At 67.2% G+C, this 15,984-nt stretch carries 15 protein-coding genes and 1 tRNA gene; 5 read left to right on the top strand and 11 right to left on the bottom strand.

The annotated features are described in order from the left end of the window. Nucleotides 1–12: 12 nt before the first annotated feature. The 4 genes from HFP15_RS14945 to HFP15_RS14930 all read right to left on the bottom strand — a co-directional run bounded on the left by HFP15_RS14945 (nucleotide 13) and on the right by HFP15_RS14930 (nucleotide 4,435). Nucleotides 13–1,725 carry a phytoene desaturase family protein gene (locus tag HFP15_RS14945; RefSeq protein ID WP_312871598.1) on the bottom strand — a complete coding sequence of 571 codons (1,713 nt, stop codon included), beginning with the start codon at nucleotides 1,723–1,725 and terminating at the stop codon, nucleotides 13–15. A gap of 115 nt (nucleotides 1,726–1,840) precedes the next feature. After that, a complete protein-coding gene (locus HFP15_RS14940; RefSeq protein ID WP_168515818.1) occupies nucleotides 1,841–2,743 on the bottom strand; it encodes a hypothetical protein in 903 nt (300 codons plus the stop codon). Nucleotides 2,744–2,985: 242 nt separating this feature from the next. Then, nucleotides 2,986–3,603: a TetR/AcrR family transcriptional regulator gene (locus tag HFP15_RS14935; protein ID WP_168515816.1), complete on the bottom strand. Its 618-nt coding sequence runs from the start codon at nucleotides 3,601–3,603 to the stop codon at nucleotides 2,986–2,988. A gap of 241 nt (nucleotides 3,604–3,844) precedes the next feature. After that, a complete protein-coding gene (locus HFP15_RS14930; protein WP_168515814.1) occupies nucleotides 3,845–4,435 on the bottom strand; it encodes an acyl-CoA-like ligand-binding transcription factor in 591 nt (196 codons plus the stop codon). A gap of 86 nt (nucleotides 4,436–4,521) precedes the next feature. On the opposite strand from HFP15_RS14930, the gene HFP15_RS14925 reads away from it, so the two are divergent. Further along, nucleotides 4,522–5,349, top strand: a complete 828-nt coding sequence (locus HFP15_RS14925; protein ID WP_168515812.1) for a mycofactocin-coupled SDR family oxidoreductase — start codon at nucleotides 4,522–4,524, stop codon at nucleotides 5,347–5,349. A gap of 15 nt (nucleotides 5,350–5,364) precedes the next feature. Continuing rightward, on the top strand, nucleotides 5,365–6,222 hold the full coding sequence (locus HFP15_RS14920) for a mycofactocin-coupled SDR family oxidoreductase (RefSeq protein WP_168515810.1): 858 nt from the start codon (nucleotides 5,365–5,367) through the stop codon (nucleotides 6,220–6,222). Between the two features lie 211 nt (nucleotides 6,223–6,433). Here the strand turns inward: HFP15_RS14920 and HFP15_RS14915 are convergent. From HFP15_RS14915 to HFP15_RS14900, 4 genes are all read right to left on the bottom strand, one after another. Then, nucleotides 6,434–6,510 (bottom strand) — tRNA-Arg (locus tag HFP15_RS14915). Between the two features lie 283 nt (nucleotides 6,511–6,793). Continuing rightward, nucleotides 6,794–7,525: an SDR family oxidoreductase gene (locus tag HFP15_RS14910; protein WP_168515808.1), complete on the bottom strand. Its 732-nt coding sequence runs from the start codon at nucleotides 7,523–7,525 to the stop codon at nucleotides 6,794–6,796. Next, nucleotides 7,525–8,922 carry a dihydrolipoyl dehydrogenase gene (gene lpdA, locus HFP15_RS14905; protein ID WP_168515806.1) on the bottom strand — a complete coding sequence of 466 codons (1,398 nt, stop codon included), beginning with the start codon at nucleotides 8,920–8,922 and terminating at the stop codon, nucleotides 7,525–7,527. Before lpdA ends, HFP15_RS14910 begins: the two co-directional genes overlap by 1 nt. A 35-nt stretch (nucleotides 8,923–8,957) precedes the next feature. Further along, the gene (locus HFP15_RS14900) at nucleotides 8,958–9,362 is read right to left on the bottom strand and encodes a nitroreductase family deazaflavin-dependent oxidoreductase (protein ID WP_168515804.1); all 405 of its coding nucleotides are present in this window, start codon (nucleotides 9,360–9,362) and stop codon (nucleotides 8,958–8,960) included. Nucleotides 9,363–9,505: 143 nt separating this feature from the next. On the opposite strand from HFP15_RS14900, the gene HFP15_RS14895 reads away from it, so the two are divergent. Next, nucleotides 9,506–10,546 (top strand): LacI family DNA-binding transcriptional regulator, encoded by a 1,041-nt coding sequence (locus tag HFP15_RS14895; RefSeq protein ID WP_168515802.1) that lies wholly within the window; start codon nucleotides 9,506–9,508, stop codon nucleotides 10,544–10,546. A gap of 144 nt (nucleotides 10,547–10,690) precedes the next feature. Continuing rightward, the gene (locus HFP15_RS14890; protein ID WP_168515800.1) at nucleotides 10,691–11,311 is read left to right on the top strand and encodes a TetR/AcrR family transcriptional regulator; all 621 of its coding nucleotides are present in this window, start codon (nucleotides 10,691–10,693) and stop codon (nucleotides 11,309–11,311) included. 89 nt (nucleotides 11,312–11,400) lie between these two features. On the opposite strand, the gene HFP15_RS14885 is transcribed toward HFP15_RS14890, so the two are convergent. Both HFP15_RS14885 and HFP15_RS14880 read right to left on the bottom strand, forming a co-directional pair. Continuing rightward, nucleotides 11,401–12,063 (bottom strand): histidine phosphatase family protein, encoded by a 663-nt coding sequence (locus HFP15_RS14885; protein WP_168515798.1) that lies wholly within the window; start codon nucleotides 12,061–12,063, stop codon nucleotides 11,401–11,403. 9 nt (nucleotides 12,064–12,072) lie between these two features. Next, nucleotides 12,073–13,275, bottom strand: coding sequence for a S8 family peptidase (locus HFP15_RS14880; protein ID WP_168515796.1), 1,203 nt, complete (start codon nucleotides 13,273–13,275; stop codon nucleotides 12,073–12,075). 127 nt (nucleotides 13,276–13,402) lie between these two features. Here HFP15_RS14880 and HFP15_RS14875 point away from each other — a divergent pair, with 127 nt between their 5' ends. Further along, entirely contained in the window at nucleotides 13,403–14,284 is an 882-nt protein-coding gene (locus HFP15_RS14875; RefSeq protein ID WP_168515794.1) for a hypothetical protein, read from the top strand. A gap of 15 nt (nucleotides 14,285–14,299) precedes the next feature. Here the strand turns inward: HFP15_RS14875 and HFP15_RS14870 are convergent, their stop codons facing one another. Next, nucleotides 14,300–15,910: an acyl-CoA synthetase gene (locus tag HFP15_RS14870; RefSeq protein ID WP_168515792.1), complete on the bottom strand. Its 1,611-nt coding sequence runs from the start codon at nucleotides 15,908–15,910 to the stop codon at nucleotides 14,300–14,302. Nucleotides 15,911–15,984: the final 74 nt, after the last annotated feature.

Below are 15,984 nucleotides of genomic sequence, written 5' to 3'. Positions count from 1 at the left end.
ATCCCTTCAGGGTCAGCGAAGCGCGGTGAACTTGTACGGGCTGTCCCCCGTGCCGGCGGTCTCGATGTCCTCGATCCCCCGCTCCTGCTCCCGCCGCGCCTTGAGCAGGTGCGCCCGGCCGCCGCTGTCCTCCGCCTTGAACAGCTTGATCATGGTCTTCGCGGCGTTCTGTCCCGGCATACCGCTGATCCCGGCCACCGGGTGCGTGCCAGAACCCGTGAGGAACAGGCCGGGCACCGGGGTGCGGTATCCGGCGAAGCCCGGCGCGGGCTTCCGCGGTCCGAAACGGGTGATCGTCGGATCGACGTGGTAGACGCTGCCGTCGATGGCCCAGAAACGCTCCTCGAGATCGGGCTGGGCAAGGTCGCGCCGCGCCACCTCCAGGCTCTCCACGCCCTCGTAGTACTGCTCGGCATCGCGGATCACCCGTTCGGTGATCAGCTTCTTCGCCTCGGGCCACTCCAGCCGCGGCACCCCCGGCGTGAGCCCGCTCCAGTACCAGAACGTGTCACAGCCGGGCGGGGCCATTGACGGATCGAACGCCGTGGTCACCTGCGCCAGGCCGGGGATCTGCTCCGGCACTTCGCCGCGCACACACGCCTTGGCCGCCTCCAGCGCCTCCTCGTAGGTGTGAAAGCAGTTGCACGCCAGGCGTAGGTCGATACCGTCGCCGCGCCATTTCTCGTGCTTGGTCATCTTGATCCGGCCGGACAGCGCGATGTTCAGCTTGTAGTCGGTGATGCCGCGCTTCTTCGTGGGGATGTGGTCCACCCGGTTCCGCAGCTTCGGTGGCAGTACGCCGCTGGGCAGCAGCCTTGTCAGAGTGGTCTTCGGACTGCATGCCGTCAGGACACCGCGACGGGCCCGGATCTCCCGCCCGCCGGCGATGCGCACGCCGGTGACCCGGTCGCCGTCCATGAGCAGCTGTTCGACCGGTGCACTCGTGATCACCTTGCCGCCGTCGGACTCGAGGCTCGCGATCAACGCCTTGGGCAGCGATCCGGTGCCACCGTGGAACATCGCGACACCGTAGCGGCTCAGCACACCGAGGTAGATCAGCGACCAGCCTGACAAATCGGCATCGAAGGGCATGAATGGCAACGAGGTCAGCAGCGGCGCGCGGATCATGTCGTGCTCGAAGCTCTCCTCGATCGCCTCCGCCTGCGACGAGGCCATCCACCGCCCGATGGCGCTGAGCTCCTTGCGGTTCTTCACGACCGCCTTGACCGACTTCATCACCTTGACCAGCTCCGGCCGCGTGATGTTGGTCTGCATCGCGGGCAGGCCGATCTCGACGGCCGCGTCGATCACCCGGTACAGGTCGAGCAGTGCCTCGGCGTCCTTCTTCGAGAAATACCGCAGTTCCTCGGCCGTCTTGCGGGGGTCGCGCCACAGACCCAGCGACGAGCCGTCCGCGGCGAGCTGGAAATGCGCCGGGTCGATCACCGTCTGGCGCAGCCCGAACCGTTTGGACAGCCCCAATTCCTCGTCGATGTTCGTGGTCCGGAACAACGAAGCCTGGATCGACGCCTCGTTGATCATGTACTCCGGCGCTTCCGGAGCCATGGGATTCGTCGATGTCATTCCACCCGGGGTCGAGTGGGCCTCGACGACAACCACGTCGAGGCCTGCGCGGGCCAGGTAGGCGGCCGCCACGAGTCCGTTGTGTCCCGAGCCGACGACGACGACGTCGGCGCTGCGCGGGATCTGGTTCGCTGTACTCACCAGCGTTCTCCCTATCGAAGTGAATGTAGGTTAAAGGTCGGCCTCGCGAGCCGGCGGAGATGCCGCATGGCCGGGCTGCAGCGGAAACCAGCCCGGCCACGCGGACGCAAGACCCCTACCGCCGCACGGCTCCGGGCTGCCGTACGTGGCGCGGCGCCGCCTGCGGCTCACCCTCGGCCGCCATCTGGTCCAGCATCCGCTGCCGCGCTCCGGGAAGCATGAACCGGAAGGCGAAGATCTTGGGAAGTGTCCAATGCATCTTCGGCTCCGGAACCGCCGCGAAGTAGGCCACGATCCGCACCAACCCGAGACACATCGCCATCATGATCGTGGTGGCGACCCACTTGGCCCAGGTCGGCAGAGTGGAGTTCAGGGCAAGGAAATGCGGCCAGCCGACCGTGAAATAGGCAGCCATCATGCCGGTGGGCGGTGCGAGCAGGAGCCACAAACGCTGTGCTCCCTTCAGCCGCGGTACCAGGAACCACATGATCGCGCCGACGGTCCAGAACGAAACACCGTTGATGAAGCCCCACCAGTACGGGAACTTGAACAGCGTGTAGGGCTGGATGCCGTAGTACTCGTAGATGTGCAGGTTGAGGCCGACGGTTTCCATGATCGCGTCGGTGAAGATGCCGACCGAGAAGACCATGAAGCACTGCTTCACGGTGATGCCCTTTTTGAGCATGTAGTAGCAGAAGTAGGACTCCAGCCCCAGGAACGCCGCGTAGCACGGCGGAATCAGCCACGGGACGTCGATGCCGAAGTTGGTGAACGCGGTCGGCTGGTCGTTGGCCCAGCGCAGGTGACCGAGCAGATCCAGCATCGGCTCCAGCAGCGAGCAGAGGAAACCCCCGCCAATGGCGAGAATCGGAATGAAGTTGCGGTCTTTCGCAGCCGCCCTGATCGCCCACGGAAGCGCGATGAGCACGACCGCGGCACCCGCTACGAAAAAGAAGACCCATGTCGCCACTGGGCCGGCCGCGAAGTCCGGCGGACTGGGCAGGATGAATGGTGGCACGCCCACACCTCCTTGTGCTGTGACTGCGTGCAGCCCGGCGGACCGACACGGACCAGCCAGTTTTCAACTTTAACATATATTAAAAAATGGTCAACCAAGCCGCCCGTGCACGCCTTCCCGTCCACTCGGGAACGACCTGAGCCGAGACCACTTAATTAACGCACGCGTCAATATACGGCGCGCGACGTGTCTCCCACAAGCGTGTCAATCGGGTGATCCGCCCGCGACGGAACGTGAGCGGGCTACCAGAGCGTGCCGGACAGCAGGCGGGAGAACTGCTCGACCACGGCGTTGAGCTGGTCGTGAGTGCCGACGAAGCCGGCGTAAAGTCCCATGCCCCACAGCACTGCGACCAGCATTTCGGTCACCGCGGGAACATCGAGGTCGGACCGGACTTCCCCGGTGTCGACGGCAGTTCGCAGCGCCTCCGCCACGAAGTCCCGTACGTCGTCGAGCTGCTGATGCGCGCTGTCGCGCAGCTGCGGATGCCGGAACGCGTCGAGGATCGAAGCCGCCATGAAGCGGGCGAACGATCGGTCCGCCGAATCGACCTGGGTCGCCACCTCGAGGAACACCGACAGCCGCTCCGGCAGCTCCCGGCCGGCTGCCGCCCGCTCGACCCCGGATGCGACAACGGCTTCACGTGACGACTCGAACAGGGCCCGGTACAGCGCCTCCTTGTCGCGGAAGTAGTGGTTGACCGCAGGACGCGTGAGGCCCGCCCGCTCCGCGATCTCCTTGAAGGTGGTCCCCTCGTATCCGAGCTCGCTGAACACCTCTCGCGCCGTGCGCACGATCTGCTCCCGGGTGCTGGGCCCGTCGCTCAGGGGCGGCCTGCCTCGCCTGCGCTTCTCCAGCATCCGCCGCCCACCTCCTGCTTCGATCCGGCGACTCCACCATAACCACCCGCGATCAGCCCGGGGCGCCGACGATGACTGCCGCGGCCCGGCCGGCCCGTCCCCGGCGAGGTTGTGTCCGACAGAATGGCGTGGACCCCAGCAAGCCGTTCGCCGAGCAAATCGCCGCGAACAGCCCGGATTTGCGGACCGTTCGGCCCGATGGGACTGATCTCCCGCGTACGCGCTGCCGTGACGAGCGAGGTCAGCGGTCGGGCAGGAGAAGGCGCAGCAGGCGTTCCATGATGGTGGGCAGGTCTTCGTCTGGGTGTGCCAGCCAGTATTCGTGGGCGCCGAGGGTGGCCGCGAGCACGGCGTGCCCGACGCCGATGGCGACGAGGTCGTGCGGCCCGGTGCCCCGCCGCAACGCCACGAACTCGGTGGCGACGCGGCGCCACTCGGTGTGCCGCAAAGCCGCCTTTTCCTGCACGGAGGGCACCGTGAGAATCAACTCCGCCCGGTGCAAAGCCCAGGTCCGCTGCTCTGCTGGATGATGCAGCGCCTCGGGGGCGGCGCGGCACAGCGCGTCACCATAGGACACATCCGGCGGCATGGCCGCGAGCAGATCCCGGAAACGGGCGATCTCGGCGGGCGACTCGACCCAGAGCACATCGGCCTTGGTGGAGAAATAACGGAAGAACGTGCGGCGACTGACGCCGGCGGCCGCGGCGATGTCGTCTACCGACACGTTCTCGAAACCGCGCTGCAGGAACAGATCCTGCGCGAGTTCGGCCAGTTCGTGCGCACTGGTACTGGCAGGACGGCCACCACGATCACGCTCCGGGAGACTGACCATGCCCGTCATCCTCGCACGCTCGACTTTTGGCACACTGTGCCATAACCTCGTGGGGTAACCGGCGTCAAAGCAGACACGGAGTCGTCATGGGCATACTGACCGGAAAAGTCGCCTTCATCACCGGAGCCGCACGGGGCCAGGGACGCAGTCACGCGATCCGGCTCGCGAGCGAGGGCGCGGACATCATCGCCGTCGACACCACGGCGAAAGTCGAGACCGTCCCTTATCCCCTGGCCACGGCCGACGACCTCGCCGAGACCACACGCCTGGTCGAAGCCACCGGCAGCCGGATCGTCTCCCGCGACGCCGACGTCCGCGACGCGCTTGCACTCACCGACGCCGTCAACGCGGGCGTGGAGCGGTTCGGCAGGCTGGACATCGTGCTGGCCAACGCCGGCATCTCCAGCCCCGCGCCGACGCTGGAGATGAGCGAGCAGACCTGGCAGGACATGATCGACATCAACCTGACCGGCGTGTGGAAAACACTCAAGGCCTCGGTCCCGCACATCATCGAGGGTGGCCGCGGCGGCTCCGTCGTCATCACCAGCTCGCTGGCGGCGATCTATGCCAACGACAACACCGCGCACTACTCCGCCGCCAAAGCCGGACTCGTCCAGCTCATGAAGGTCATGGCCAAGGAACTCGCCCCACACAGCATCCGGGTCAACACCATCCACCCCACCACAGTCGCGACCCCGATGATCCTCAACGACGCCACCTACAAACTCTTCCGCCCCGACCTCGAACACCCCACCCGCGCCGACTTCGAAGAAGCCGCCCGCACCCTCAACCGCCTGCCCGTCGCCGCCCTCGAACCCGAGGACATCACCAACACGGTGCTCCACCTGGTCTCCGACGCGGGCCGCTACATCACCGGCACCACCCAGGTCATCGACGCCGGCGGCGCACTGTAACGAAAGGACATTCCCATGGGACTACTGGAGGGCAAGGTCGCCCTGATCACCGGCGGCTCACGCGGCCAGGGCCGCGCCCACGCCGTCACATGCGCCAGGGAAGGCGCCGACGTCGTCATCTTCGATCTCGCCACACCCGCCGTCGATGTGGCCTACAAACTGGCCACACCCGACGACCACGCCGAAACCGTCCGGCAGGTGCAAGCACTCGGCCGCCGCATCCTCGCCATCGAAGGCGACGTCCGCGGTCAGTCCACACTGGACAAAGCCGTCGCGCAGACCATCGCCGAACTCGGCAGCATCGACATCCTGATCGCCAACGCCGGCATCTGGACCCAGGGCAACTTCTGGGAACTCACCGAACGGCAATGGGACGAGATGATCGGGGTCAACCTCACCGGCGTGTGGAAATCAGCCAAAGCCGTGGCCCCGCACATGATCGAACGCACAAGCGGATCCATCGTGATCACGTCCTCCGCCAACGGCCTCGAACCCGGCGACCGCTACGCCCACTACGTCTCCGCCAAACACGGCGTCATCGGGCTGATGAAGAACATCGCACTCGAACTCGCGCCCTACGGCATACGGTGCAACGCCATCAGCCCCGGCGCGATCAAAACACCGATGACCGACCACCAGGCGGCCTGGGACATGTTCGCCGGCCACGACAACGGCACCGAGGAAGACATGATCCAAGGCGGCTACCACTACAACGCCCTGCGCGGCCGTACCTTCCTCGACCCGCAGGCCATCGCCGACACCGCCCTCTACCTCAACAGCAAACTAGCCGACAACGTCACCGGCGTGACCATCCCCGTCGACGGCGGCCACCTGCTCATGCCCGGCATCAACCCCACCCCCGTCAGGCAATAACCACGACCACAGGCGCGCGAGTCGTGGCGGCGGCGAGATCGGCCAGGATCACCGTGCGGAACGAGCCCCGAGCCAGAATGCCCGGTGTCGGTCGCCGCGCGGCCGTTCCTTCCATGCACGACGGTAGCGGCGCAGCGCCTCGGACGCCTTACGACGTCAGTCTCTTGCTGTCGAAGCGCTGAGCTCGCCGTGTCCGGCACGTTTGCGCAGGTGGCGCCCTGGGCAGGACTCGAACCTGCGACCTAGAGATTAGAAGGCTCTTGCTCTATCCAGCTGAGCTACCAGGGCCGGCGCCGGCTGTCACCTGGGGGTGGTCCCGCCCCGGTTCAGCCTGCGTCATAGTTCCTATCGTTGAACACCGGCTAAGTGTTTCACCCCATCTGAGCTGCGCTTTCGGGCCAAAATGGGGGACGCCGGTGATCAAGAAGGACGTCTCAGTACGCGCACGCCCGCCGAGCCGCGCGTCCCTGGCAGGACGGCGTCGTTCGAGGTGGGCGTGACGTTCACGGCACAAGTTTACCCGCGCCGTGAGCGTCCTAACCCGCCGATGTCGCCAGGCCCACGTCCTTCGTCAACCACGCCCGAGAAAGGGCATTTTCGTCGCCGTGATGGTCATGAACTGGACATTCGCGTCCAGTGGCAGGCCCGCCATGTACAAAACGGCGTTCGCCACGTGGGTGGCGTCGAAAGTCGGCTCCGGCTTCACACTGCCGTCCGCCTGGCGGGCGCCGCTCTTGATGCCCGCGGTCATCTCGGTCTCGGCGTTACCGATGTCGATCTGGCCGCACGCGATGTCGTACGGCCGCCCGTCCAGCGAGATCGACTTCGTGAGCCCTGTGATGGCGTGCTTCGTCGCCGTGTACGCCGCGCTCCCGGGCCTTGGTGCGTGCGCCGAGATCGAGCCGTTGTTGATGATCCGGCCGCCCTGCGGGCGCTGCCGCTTCATCAGCCCGAACGCGGCCCGCGCGCACAGAAACGCCCCGGTCAGGTTCGTCTGCACCGTGGACAGCCAGTCCGGGACCGCGATCTCGTCAAGATCACCCGATGGGCCGAAACTGCCGGCGTTGTTCACCAGCACGTCGACCCTGCCCCACCGCTGGCACACGGCGTCGAACAGGGCGTCGACCTGCCCCGGGTCACCCACATCGGTGGGAACGGCCAGTGCGTCGAAACCCTCCGCCGTTTCGGCCAGCGCCTCGGCGCGACGGCCGGCCAGCGCGACGTCGTAGCCGGCCGAGAGCAGGGCGCGGGCGATGGACCGGCCCAGCCCGGAGCCCGCGCCGGTCACCACCGCGACGCCCATCAGAAGTTGATCATGTGGCCGGCCAGGCCGTGGACGGCCTCCTTGACCGCCTCGCCGAGCGTCGGGTGTGCGTGCACGTTCCGCGCGACCTCGTGCACCGTCAGATCCCACTGCTGTGCCAGCGTCAGCTCGGGCAGCAACTCCGTGACGTCCGGCCCGATCAGGTGCGCGCCCAGCAGCTCGCCGTGCTTGGCGTCGGACAGGATCTTCACGAAGCCACCGGAATCGGCCAGGCCGTGAGCCTTGCCGTTCGCGGTGAAGGGGAACTTCGCGGCCTGCACGTCGAAGCCCTTCTCGCGGGCCTGCTCCTCGGTGTAACCGAACGAGGCGACCTGCGGCTGGCAGTAGGTCGCGCGCGGGATCATCGTGTAGTCCAGCGACATCGTCTCGGCGCCCGCGATGGTCTCGGCCGCCACGATGCCCATCGACTCGGCGGCGTGGGCGAGCATCAGCTTCGCCGTCACGTCACCGATCGCGTAGATGTGCGGCACGTTCGTCCGGCAGTAGTCGTCCACCGCGATCGCGCGCCGCTCGGTCAGCTCCACGCCGGTGTTCTCCAGGCCGTAGCCCTCCACGCGCGGCTGAAAACCGATGGCCTGCAACACCTTGTCGGCCTCCAGCGTCTGCCGGTTGCCGTTGTTGACGACCGTGACCTTGACCTTCGGCCCGCTGTCGTCGATCTCCTCGACCTTGGTCGACGTGAGCACGTTGACGCCGAGCTTGGCGTACCGCTTGGCCAGCTCCTTGGACACCTCGGCGTCCTCCAGCGGCACCATCCGGTCCAGGAACTCGACGATCGTGACCTCGACGCCGTAGTTGTGCAGCACGTAGGCGAACTCGACGCCGATCGCGCCCGCACCGGCGATGATGATGCTGCCGGGCAGCTCCCGCGACAGGATCTGCTCCTCGTAGGTGACCACGCGCTCGGACAGTGACGTGCCGGGCAGCAGCTTCGTGCTCGCACCGGCGGCGATGACGCAGTTGTCGAACGTGACGGTCTCGGTGCCGCTGTCCGTCTTGACCTGCAAGGTGTTCGCGTCGGTGAACGTGCCGCGGCCGTTGAACTCCGTGATCTTGTTCTTCTTCATCAGGAAGTGCACGCCCTTGACCCGGCCGTCGGCTACCGACCGGCTGCGGTCGAACGCCGCGCCGTAGTCGAAGCGGATCTCGCCGTCGGAGGAGATGCCGAACGTGCGTGCTTCCTTCGTGACCAGGTGCGCCAGCTCCGCGTTGCGCAACAGCGCCTTGGACGGGATGCAGCCCACGTTGAGGCACACACCGCCCCAGTAGCGCTCCTCGACCACCGCCGTCCTGAGGCCGAGCTGCGCCGCCCGGATGGCCGCGACATACCCGCCGGGCCCGGCGCCCAGCACCACCACGTCGAAATGTGTGCTCATGGCTTCAGCTTAGGACTGGACGCCGGGTTCGAAGGTCAGGCCCTTTCGAGGATCACGACCGGAATCTGGCGGTCGGTCTTGGCCTGGTAGTCGTCGTAGGCGGGCCACACCGCGGTCATCTTCGGCCAGAGCGCCGCACGCTCCTCGTCGGAGGCGGTACGTGCCTTCGCGGCGAACTTGTCCGCCTTGACCTGCACCTTCACCTCGGGGTTCGCCTCCAGGTTGAGGTACCAGCCGGGGTGCTTGGGATCGCCACCCTTGGACGCGACGATCACGTACTGGTCGCCGACCTGCTGGTAGATCAGGGCGAACTTCCGGTCCTCACCCGTCTTGCGGCCCTTGGTGGTCAGCACGAGACAAGGCGCGCCGCCCTCCCAGTCGTGACCGACTTCACCGTCGGTCTCCTCGTATCGGCGGATGTGCTCGTCGCCGAACAGCATGCGGAACTTCCTTTCCTAGATGTTCGTCCTTCAGCGTCAACGCATCACCCCCGTCCCGCATTTCAACCCGATCGAGTGCATGTGACCAGGCAAAAAGCGGGAAGCCACCTAAAATTCGGCGGGGCGAGACTCGGGAGGCGGATGTGAACGGCAGGCCCCATGTGACGCTCGAAGACGTCGCGACTGTGGCAAGCGTCTCGCTGGCCACGGCGTCCCGCGTGCTGAACGGGACCACCAACGTCCGCGAGGACCTGCGCGAACGCGTCCTGTCCGCGGCGGCCGACCTGGCGTACGCGCCCAACGTGCACGCGCAGGCGCTCGCGGGCGCGACCAGGCGCACGGTCGGCGTGGTCTGCCACGACGTGGACGACCCGTCCTTCGCCGCGGTCGCGCGCGGGGTGATGCGCGTGGCGGACGAGCACGGCTTTCTGGTGATGCTCGCGAGCACGTTCCACGATCCGGAGAAGGAGATCGCCTACGTCTCGGAGCTGCGCGCGCAACGGGCGTCCACCATCGTGCTGATCGGCTCCGGTTTCGAGGACCGCCGGTGGGAGAAGGCGCTTTCCGCCGAACTGGACGCCTATCGCCGTGGCGGCGGGCGGGTGGCGGCCGTGAGCAGGCACCACGGGGTCAAGGTGGACACCGTGCAACCCGAGAACCGCTCCGGCGCGAAGGACCTCGCGGCGGCGATGCTCGGCCTGGGGCACCGGCGGTTCGCGGTGCTCGCCGGGCCACGCGAGCTGACCACCTCGCTCGACCGGCTGACCGGATTCCGCGAAGGCCTTGCCGAGGGCGGAGTCGAGTTGTCGGAAAAGGACGTCTTCGAAACCGAGTTCACGCGGGACGGTGGGTATTTTGCCGCGACCGAGCTGCTTTCCTCGGGGCACAGCGCAACGTGTGTGTTCGCGGTCAGCGACGTGATGGCGATCGGCGCGCTCAGTGCGTTGCGCGAGGCGGGCCGTTCCGTGCCGGACGACGTCTCGCTGGCCGGCTTCGACGATATTTCCGTGACACGTGACGTCAATCCGTCACTTACCACAGTGGCCCTGCCATTGGCGCGACTCGGCGAACAGGCGATGGAACTCGCGCTGAACGGCAATTCCGGCAACCGCGCCAAGGTGCGCCGGATCGCGGGCGAGGTCGTGTTGCGGGACAGCACTTCCCGGCCACGACGACGGCGCTGACGGCAGAAACGCCGTCAGCCACAAGTCTTCGCCTACAACGCTTCGCGCGATGAGTACCGCCATCCGGGCGGGTATGGGGTAACAATCGGCAGGACATGGTCGTTCGCGAAGACCCTTGGGCCCGATTCGTGCCACCATGACGACATGAAGACCACCTCAGAGCCCAAGTGGCGAAGACTCGAGCCCGATGCGCGCAGGGAACAGATATTCACCTGCGCGGCGCGCCTCTTCGGCGAGCGCCCGTACGCCGACGTGTCCACTTCGGACATAGCGGCGGCCGCAGGCGTGGCACGCGGTCTGATCAATCACTACTTCGGGACCAAACGCGAGCTCTACCTCGCGGTGATCCGCCGGACGGTGACCATGCCCTCGCTCGAACCGGTCGGGCTCTCCAGCGGTCCGCTGGCCGAACGGGCGCAGGTCGCGGTGACCTGGTTCCTGGACATCGTCGCCAAGCAGGGGAAGATGTGGCTCGTCGCGACTTCCGAGGGCATCGGACGCGATCCCGAGGTCGAGCAGATCATGATCGACGCCGAGCGCAGGTCCGCGGACCGCGTGCTCGACGCCGTCGAGATCCCCGACGACCACCCCTCCCGGACCGAGCTGAACGCTTTGGTGCGCGCCTACGCCGGCATGGTGAAGGCCGCCGGGCGCGAGTGGCTGCTGCGCGAGGAACTCTCCCGCGAACAGGTCCAGACCCTTCTGCAGAAGTCCTTCATCACCCTCATCGGCGAGGTCTTTCCCGCCGTCGCTCGTCCGGTCTGAGACGTAGCCTCCAGCGAGCCGCGCCCAGCCCCCGCGCTGCTTTCGCTTCTTACCTTCGCCGAAGGTTCCTTCCGGGCAGCGAAACCGGATCAGCGATAGGTCAGCAACTGGGCCGCGCGTCCGTCGAAATGCGAATGCTCGTTGAACGACAACAGGGTCACGCCACTGCGACCGGACACGAGCTTGGTGATGCCGCAGTTGACCGCGACCCGGTTCATCTTGAGCAACCCCATCACGGGATCGCCGAGCAGCACCCCGGCCAGCGCGCCGATCACCCCGCCCGAGGTGAACACCACCGCGTTCTCGCCCTTGCCCAGCACCGCGACGAGATCGTCGAGCGCGCCGCGGACCCGCGCGAGGAACGCCGGCCACGACTCCGCACACGGGCTGTCCTCGCCGGCACCGATCCACTCGGCGAGCGCCCCGTCCAGCACGCCCTGGTAGCCACGCGAGTCGACGTCGCTCTGTGAGATCCCGTCGCCGTGGTGGCTGACGATGTCGACGTGGTCGTACTCGTTCCACCGCGGGTCTTCCTTGGCCGTCGTGCTCGAACCAATCCGGTCGAGCACCGTCTCGGCCGTCCTCCGCTGCCGGGTCAGCGACCCGGTACGGCCCTCGGTGAAGCGGACCTGGCGGCGCAGCAACTCGGCGCCGACCACCGCCCCCTGTTCGAGGCCGACGCCGGACAGGCGGTCGTAGTCCGCTTCACCGTAAGCAGCCTGACCATGCCGGATCAGGTAGATCGCACCCATTCCTGCAGATTAGCCAGCCGTGTAGAGCAGCTTGTTGGGAGTGCCCGCGGTGGCGTTGCTGATCTTGTCCGGCGTGGCCGCGCTCGTGAGCGCATCGGACACCTGAGCGGGGGTCGCATCCGGGTGATCGGCCAGGTAAAGGGCGGCCGCACCGGTGACGTGCGGGGTGGCCATGGAGGTGCCGCTGATCGTGTCGGTGGCGGTGTCGCTGCTGCCCCACGACGAGGTGATGTTCACCCCCGGCGCGTAGAGGTCCACGGCGCTGCCGTAGTTGGAGAAGCTGGCCTGCCTGTCGGTCTTGTCGCTGGCCGCGACGGTGATCGCCTCGGGAACGCGCGCCGGCGAGGAGCCGCTGGCGTCGGTGCTCTCGTTGCCCGCGGCGACGGCGAACGTCACACCCTTGGCGATCGCGCCCTTGACGGCCTGGTCGAGCGCGTCGTCCACGCTGCCGCCGAGGCTCATGTTCGCGACCGAGGGCCCGCTGTGGTTGTCGGCGACCCAGTCGATCCCGGCCACGACCTGCTCGGTGGTGCCGCTGCCCTGCGCGTCGAGCACGCGCACCGGGACGATGTGCACGCCCTTGGCCACGCCGTACTCGCTGCCGCCGATGGTGCCCGCGACGTGCGTGCCGTGGCCGTTCTCGTCGTTGGGGTCGTCGTCGTTGTCCACGAAGTCCTTGCCACCGGACACGCGGCCGCCGAAGGTCTCGTGGGTGGCGCGCACGCCGGTGTCGATCACGTACGCGGTGACGTTGTCGGCCTTGGTGGAGTAGGTGTAGGAGGAGTCGAGCGGCAGGTTGCGCTGGTCGATGCGGTCCAGCCCCCAGGACGGCGGGTCCTGCTGGGTGTCGGCCACGTGGAACACGTGGTTCTGCACGACGTAGGCGACGGTGCTGTCGGCCGCGATGCGCTTGGCCTCGGCCGGGCTGGCCTTGATGGAGAAGCCGCGCAGCGCCGAGCTGAAGGTGTGCGAGATCTCGGCGCTGAAGCGGTAGCCGAGGTTGTTGGCCAGCGAAAGAATGTTCGCCTTTGCCTCACTCTTCGAAGTGACATTCGGCGCGTCTTTCAGCACGACAAGGTAACTGTCCGTGACTGAACCCGGGGTGTCGGCGTCACGGATCTGGCCTTGCTGGGCCTGGGCCGCGGCGGTACTCCCGCCGACGATGGCTGCCGCGGCAGCCCCGATGGCCAGCAGCTTGCGGGACTTCCCCATGAGCGTGTCCTCCCCACCCTGATGCGGCGTTGTCGCAGTTATGCAAGCGTGACCGGATCAGGTGAGGCAACGTTTCACAGTTACCAGTACTGACCCGTTCGGGGGAACGCTGCTAGCATCAGGCCTAGTGGCCGGAACCGAGACCGCATTCTCCAGGGCGCTCCGCTCCTCGATCGCACGCAGTGGGCTGAGCCTCGACCGGATACAGGCGCGCCTGCAGGCCAACGGCATTCCCATCAGCGTCACCGCGCTCAGTTACTGGCAGTCCGGCAAACGCCAGCCGGAGCGGCAGAGTTCGCTCTCGGCCGTGCGGGTACTCGAAGAGGTGCTCGGTCTCCGGCCGGGTGAACTACTCCGCCTTCTTCCCCCACCCCGGCCTCGTGGCAATCCACGGCGACGCGCCGAGCCCGGCACGGTGAACTTCCCGACGCAGGCCCTGCAGGCGCTGCTGGAACGCATCGGCGCGCCGCACGCCCTGGAGCAGCAACACCGGTTGAAGCTGGTCAGCCTGCACGATCGGTGCGAGATCGCGGAGGACGGTGCCCAGCGCGCGATGACGGCGAAGGCCGTGTTCCAGGCCAGCGCGGACAACCAGGACCGGTGGTTGCTCGTGTACGACCACGGCGGTTCGGCCCCGCCCCGGCTGCACGCGTTGCGCAACTGCAGCGCCGGCCGCGTCGAGGTCGACACGAAGTACGGGTTGACAGCGGCGGAGCTGCTGTTCGACCGGCCCATCGACCGCGGCGACACCCAGGTGATCGAGTACACCCTCACCAACGCCGGTCCGCCCTACCCGGCCTGCGAGAACACCTACTACCGCGAGTTCCGGCGCCCCGTGCGCGAGTACCTGCTGGAGATTCAGTTCGACGCGCCTCCGGTCGCGTGCTGGCAGTACTCGCAGACCGCGGACGCCGAGGGCAGGCGCCAACTGGCCCTCGACACGACGGGCGGGGTGCACGCGGTGGCGATGGACTTCGGGCCGGGCGTCTTCGGTATCTCCTGGGGGTGATCGCGCGCGGGCGCCTTACGCCAGTTGGTTCCGCAGCACCTTGCCCGTCGCGTTCCGTGGCAGCTTGTCCACGAACTCCACGTCCCTGGGGACCTTGTAGCGGGCCAGGTTCTGTTTGACGTAGTCCTTGAGGGTGTCCGCGTCGAGGTCCGCGCCGGGGGAGGCCACCACGATGGCCTTCAGCCGTTGCCCGAAATCCTCGTCAGGGACGCCGATCACCGCCGCCTCGAGGATGTCCGGGCGTTCCACCAGAAGGTTTTCCACCTCGATCGGGAAGACGTTCTCACCGCCGGAGACGATCATTTCGTCGTCGCGCCCGTCGATGAACAGCAGACCGTCCTCATCGAAATGGCCGACGTCGCCGGTGGACAGCAAGCCGTCGATGGTCTCCTTTTTGCGGCCGTCGGTGTATCCCTGGAAACTCAGGCCGCTGCCCACGAAAACGCGGCCCGTTTCGCCCGGTTTCGTGACCCGGTTCCCGTTCTTGTCGAACAACGCGACACGGCAGCCCACCGGCGGCTTCCCGACCGTGCCCGGCGCGCGCCGCCAGTCCTCGGGCGTCGCGACCGTCGCGACCGCGCACTCGGTCGAACCGTAGAGGTTGTGCACCACGTCGCCGAACGCCTCGGTCGCCCGGTTACCGAGATCCGGCGACAACGCCGAGCCCGCGACGAAGATGATCCGCAACGACGACGTGTCGTACCGGCCGAGCACCTCCGGCCCCAGATCCACGATCCGCTGCAGCATCGTCGGCACGAGCACGAGCGCGGTGCACCGGTTGTCCTGCACGCCCTTGAGCGTCGTCTCCGGGTCGAACCGCCGCCGCATCACCACCGTGCAGCCGAGCGCCAGCGACAGGATGAACTGCGAGACACCGGTGCCGTGGAAGATCGGCGCGCCCAGGTACGTCGATTCGCCCGCGCGCAGCGGGATGCGGTCGAGGAACTGCGCCGTGGCGAACAGCGACGTGTGATCCCGCGGCGCGCCTTTCGGCGTACCCGTCGTGCCGCTGGTCAGCAGAACGAAACCACCCCGGCGCGACGGCCACGACAGCGCGCGGTCGTCGGTGCTGGCGATCAGCTCGTCCAGCACCGGAATCTTGTGCTCGGCCAGCGGGTCGTCGGTGTCGACCCACGCCAGGTACCGCTGCACGTCGTCGGGAATCGCGGACAGCAGTTCGGTGAACTCCTGGTCGTAGACCAGCACGCTGACACCCTCGCGCTTGGCCACGTCCGCCAGTTGCGGCTTCGCGAAGCCCGTGTTCATCAGCACCAGGCGTGCGCCGAGCTTGCCCGCGGCGGCCATCGTGATCACCAGCCCGCGGTGGTCGCGGCACAGGGCCGCCAGCACGGTCCCGGGCTCCACCCCACGCTGGGCCCAGGCCCTGGCCAGCGCGTTGGACCGCAGATCGAGCTGCTTGAACGTCAGCGGCCCGCGATCATCGACGAGACCGACGGCGTGCGGGCGGCGGCGCGCCGCGTTCATCACGGCGGCGGCGAACGGGCCCACCTTGCGCATCGCGAGCAGCGACTGCAGGCCCTCGTCGATTCTCGGGAACGGAATGAGCCCCGAACGCCACAACACCTCGATCGAGCGGGTGGTCTCCGTCACCTTGCCGACGAGCATCTGCGGGCACCTCCGTTGGGCCGTACCGAGGGTATGGATGGTTACCGAAGAGTAGTCAAAGAGGCGTGTCTCGA

This window comes from Amycolatopsis acididurans (genome assembly GCF_012328925.1).
GTDB classification, from domain to species: Bacteria; Actinomycetota; Actinomycetes; order Mycobacteriales; family Pseudonocardiaceae; genus Amycolatopsis_E; species Amycolatopsis_E acididurans.
Note: the sequence above shows the minus strand (reverse complement) of the source record. Positions and strands in the feature narration are given on the sequence as shown.